Source organism: Mesobacillus stamsii, from assembly GCF_030814065.1.
In the GTDB taxonomy this organism is placed as follows: domain Bacteria; phylum Bacillota; class Bacilli; order Bacillales; family Cytobacillaceae; genus Mesobacillus; species Mesobacillus stamsii.
Window position 1 is genome coordinate 1 of sequence record NZ_JAUSUN010000056.1, and the last position, 4,226, is coordinate 4,226.

Annotated in this window: 5 protein-coding genes; 2 read left to right on the forward strand and 3 right to left on the reverse strand. The window is 37.6% G+C overall.

The window, feature by feature from the left end; genetic code table 11:
• The first annotated feature begins 342 nt into the window (after nt 1-342).
• Both J2S25_RS19750 and J2S25_RS19755 read left to right on the forward strand, forming a co-directional pair.
• Entirely contained in the window at nt 343-708 is a 366-nt protein-coding gene (locus J2S25_RS19750) for a hypothetical protein (RefSeq protein ID WP_044393114.1), read from the forward strand.
• A complete protein-coding gene (locus J2S25_RS19755) occupies nt 705-1,193 on the forward strand; it encodes a hypothetical protein (RefSeq protein WP_307192709.1) in 489 nt (162 codons plus the stop codon). Before J2S25_RS19750 ends, J2S25_RS19755 begins: the two co-directional genes overlap by 4 nt.
• A 28-nt stretch (nt 1,194-1,221) precedes the next feature.
• Here J2S25_RS19755 and hepT read toward each other — a convergent pair whose 3' ends face one another.
• The 3 genes from hepT to J2S25_RS19770 all read right to left on the reverse strand — a co-directional run bounded on the left by hepT (nt 1,222) and on the right by J2S25_RS19770 (nt 3,997).
• Nucleotides 1,222-1,626 carry a type VII toxin-antitoxin system HepT family RNase toxin gene (gene hepT, locus J2S25_RS19760; RefSeq protein ID WP_044393118.1) on the reverse strand — a complete coding sequence of 135 codons (405 nt, stop codon included), beginning with the start codon at nt 1,624-1,626 and terminating at the stop codon, nt 1,222-1,224.
• Nucleotides 1,616-2,023, reverse strand: coding sequence for a type VII toxin-antitoxin system MntA family adenylyltransferase antitoxin (mntA, locus tag J2S25_RS19765; RefSeq protein WP_044393120.1), 408 nt, complete (start codon nt 2,021-2,023; stop codon nt 1,616-1,618). The genes hepT and mntA overlap by 11 nt, the downstream gene beginning before the upstream one ends.
• A 153-nt stretch (nt 2,024-2,176) precedes the next feature.
• Complete coding sequence (locus J2S25_RS19770; protein WP_307192710.1) at nt 2,177-3,997, reverse strand: methyl-accepting chemotaxis protein; 1,821 nt, start codon at nt 3,995-3,997, stop codon at nt 2,177-2,179.
• Between the last annotated feature and the right edge of the window lie 229 nt (nt 3,998-4,226).

The window sequence follows — 4,226 nt, forward strand, 5'->3', positions numbered from 1 at the left end:
TGGTCGTATCCTTGGAGAGGTCACAAAGAAACAGGTCGAAATCTATCAATCCCTGGAAGTACAACCTCCATCGTTATAAATTACGGGAATGCAGGCTACAATGAACGGAAATTGTCGGAAATTGCCTAGTATTGAGTCCACTTGACAGAAACGTCTATTTTTTTTTTGTAATTTTTTGAAAGTGCAAATTTGGTGGTGGTTCGACAGTACTTACAAACTAATGGAACTCATGATAAGACAAATTTATCTTTTTTTCACGGAAAAATTTTTTAATCGAATTTTCGCATATGGAATGGTAGACTTATACTATCTGTTCAAATACCAGCTCGGGAGGAATAATAGATGGGCTATATGATCATTAGCCTTGTTGTCCTGGCTGCGCTTCTTTTCACTTTTTCTTTCTTTATGAAAGATCCATATAAGGAATTGCGTGAGGAGATCGACCAGCTGACAATTCAACAAATTCAGGACCTTTACCAGATTAAGAAAAAACTAAAGATACTGGAGGAAGAATTGCTCGTAGGCGTTGACAAACAATCATCTACATCTGTTGAAAAAAAGCAAATACACGAGATTATCAAAAACCAAGTATGGGCGCTTGCCCAACAGGGGATGCAGCTGAAGCAGATCGCAAAGCAATCATCGCTTTCAACTCATGAAGTTCAGGAGATCATTAATGAATTCGTTGATAAAGGACAGATCATATGAATAGACGATCAGCGCAAGCATTTGCATTAGGACTGCTTTTGGCAGCTGTTTTCATATGGGCCGGCAACAGCGTCATCGCTGAAAAAGAGTCAGGAAGAAAGCTGACTGTTTCAGACGCGAAACGGCATCTTGAAGATAATGGCTATCATGTGATTAGCAGCAGTGAGTTTTCCAAGCTGACTGCCAAAGAGGATCCCGTAAAAAAGGAACAGCCTTCTGCTACCGCTGGCACGAAAGCCCCTGGATCCACTCTCCAGAAAGAACAGGAAAAAGCTGAAAGCGAAAAAAAATTCACACTCATTATTGTTTCCGGAATGACGCCTAAAGATGTAGCCGCCATGCTTCAGAGCAATGGAATTATTGCTGACGCAGCTGCATTCGAACGCTATTTGATTGACAATAATTTCCACACGAAAATCCAAATAGGTAGCTACGTCTTGACAAATTCGATGGACTTTAACCAAATCGCTAAAATTATTACCTAATGAAATTAGTAGACATTCTTTTATATCGTTAATATAAAAGAATGGTCTTTGTAAATTGAAAAAAATCTACCAAGTGATCCTCGATTATTTTTTGCAGGATCACTAAGTTGATCTCTTGATAATCATGAACCGCTATATTTCGAAATCCTACCATTGCCTTCATTTTATCTGATAGGGAAGAGGAGAGGATCCCTTCTGTTTCTAAGATGGAGAAAGCATCCCGGCTGTTTTGCGGGAGTCCGAGTTTTTTATCAGCAATGATATGCATAGCCAAATCGATACTTGCTTCACAAGCTCGCTGCAGATTTAAGATGATGGAATCCTGCTTCGTAAAGTTCTCTAAATGTTTAGGATTGTTATCATACTCCTCGTGAATTCGCTTTATGCAGCGTTCAATGATGCTTATTTTGTTAAAAATGACGTCATTTTTCATATATGGACCCGCTTTCGTAAATTTTCTTTAAGATTACGGAACGCTCCTCATTAAGCTTTGCGTACATCTTGAAAGCTTTTAGTTCAAAGTTCGCCTTTTTTTGTTTATCCGTACAATATATCGCTTTTCCAGTTTGGATAATTTGCGCTTGAAAAACCGTACTTGACTGGTTCAGGTCTATAAGATCGATGTCTCGATTCAGTTTTGCTGCCAGCTCCTGAGCAATCATGAATAATTCGTATTTATCGAAGTTTTTCCGATCGTTTAAAAAAGCGATATCAATGTCACTGTCACTATGGGTATATCCATTAACAGTCGAACCAAACAAAATGATTAAATACGGAGATAATTTCTCTACCAGGACATCGATGATTATTTGTTCCAATTTTTCACTCAAAGTGCAGAAACCTCCAAGTCACTTTTCACTTGATTATATCAATTTTTTTATTGTTTGTCCTATTATGCGTTAACTAATGTTTACTGAAAAAAGAGCAGGAATTTAATTTATCTCTCCTGCTCTCTTTTCTTTTTGCATTTTCAAACAGTTCAATCACTGTGCCTCTATGGCTGGATTTGGCACAGGACTTCCTTCAATCTCAAATTTCCCAACTAAAGAGGCAAGATCTTTCGATTGTCTTGCAATATGATCTGACTTTTCAAAAATCCCTTCAATCTCTGCATCCTGCATTTGACTGGAAGAAAAGTTATCCATGGTTGCTGCAGTAACCTGATTGGAATTTCCGGCAATCGCCGAGAGCGATTCTCTAACATTGAAATTCGTCTTACCGACATCATCCAGCTTGTTGGAAATTTCCTCAATCGCACCAGAAATTTTATCTACCTCTGTCTTAATTTCTGTTAACCCTTTTCCTGTTTGGTGAATTTTCTTTTGACCCTCCTCCAATTTTTGATACCCGTGTTCGAGAGATTCTTTTACATTCTTTGATACGGTTTGAACAGAAGAGACAATTACATTTATCTCTTGTAATGACTGTTCTACGCCATTTGCAAGCTTTCTTACTTCGTTGGCTACCACCATAAAGCCCTTGCCGGCTTCCCCTGCTCTTGCGGCTTCTATCGCTGCATTAAGTGCTAGTATATGTGTCTGTGCGGCAATCGATTGAATCACCTCTGTCAGCTGGCTAATGTTCTGAGTTTGACGCTCCATCTCTTTCACTTCATCATATGTATTTTTTACCATTCTCCAGACAAGCTCGATATAGTCTACAGACTCTTGCATACTTTCGTAACCTGAATGGGTTAGCTGCTTTACATTCATCGATAAATGTTTCAGCTCATTCCCTCTTACCGCAGAGGATTCGATTTGTTCACTGAATAGGTCATACTTTCCTAAAAGTTCTTGAGTGGCTGCAGATTGTTCTTGTGCCCCTGCAGATAATTCAGACATTGTCGCAGATATTTGACTACTGGAAAGTTTTATATTATAACAATAATTCCTTAGTAATCTGCTGTCTTCTTCCATTGAATAAGAAACGGACCGTATGCCAGAAACCATATCTGTCAAGTTTGTCATCATGAAGTTGACTGACCCTGCAAGCTGTCCCATTTCATCCTTACCTTGATACGTTATTTCACCCTTGCCAAGCTTTCCCTTAGCGACTAATTTTGTTTTTTCAGCTAGCTCTTTTAAGGTATAATTCAATGAATTCGCTACAAAGAATACTATTGTTGCACTAACGATCGTACCGATCAACGCCGAAAGACTAATCAAATACAGGAATATTCTCATGCCATCCGACATGCTGTCAGTCGTACTTTGTCTCTCATTCTTAAAAATATTTTCCATTTCGGAAAGTATTTTGACATTGCGATCCCTTAATTCCGAAATGTCCGCTCTCGCTTCCGTGTATATTTCTTTGTCAAGCCTAACTACTGATGGCGCAACTTTATTTATGAACAGACGGTCGATTTCCGAGTTGTTTTTTTGAACATTGGAAATCATTTTTTCGATTCTCTGCTCTGTTACCTGGTCCTTCAAAATCTGAGTCTTTTGATTTAATTCATTTCTGACTTTTCGGTATCCTTTTACGTCCTCATTACGCAAAAAAGTTATATAATCGGCAATTCGAATATCTTTAGAGCGAATCAAAGAACCAATTTCGGAAACCGTAACAGCCTGTTCCCCCTTTTCATTTACATGTTGAATGTCTGTTCGAATATTTTGGAACAAAAAAATCGTAAATGCTGTCATTAATAAAAATAGCATCGAATTGAAGCCTAAAGATAAAAATAGCTTCCTCCTAATCGGGATGTCCTTCCATTTAATCATTTCAGAAAAAAATCTTTTTCTAATTAGCCTTTTTGAAATCCCTTCCTTCCACTTTCCTAATTTCTTTAAAAAATCCTTCATCGTCTTCACCTTCGATACGAGTATTTATTGCCTATGATAAATAGTAGGGTATTATCTAAAAGCTGTCAGTAGATGCACAAAAAAATTACAAAAATTTAACCTTTAATAAGTTTCATCACTTTAATCAAGTAAAAAACTTGAGTCTTGCATTTTTTGAAATATCACCTAAAAAAGGCCGCACTAAAATAAGGTTAAAGCTATGTGGTTTTTAAGCCGACAATTTTAGACA

Excerpts from the sequence above, each read along its gene's own strand:
- hepT (WP_044393118.1), bottom strand. The coding sequence starts at position 1,626 with ATGAAAAATGACGTCATTTTTAACAAAATAAGCATCATTGAACGCTGC.
- J2S25_RS19755 (WP_307192709.1), top strand. The coding sequence starts at position 705 with ATGAATAGACGATCAGCGCAAGCATTTGCATTAGGACTGCTTTTGGCA.
- J2S25_RS19750 (WP_044393114.1), top strand. The coding sequence starts at position 343 with ATGGGCTATATGATCATTAGCCTTGTTGTCCTGGCTGCGCTTCTTTTC.
- J2S25_RS19770 (WP_307192710.1), bottom strand. The coding sequence starts at position 3,997 with ATGAAGGATTTTTTAAAGAAATTAGGAAAGTGGAAGGAAGGGATTTCA.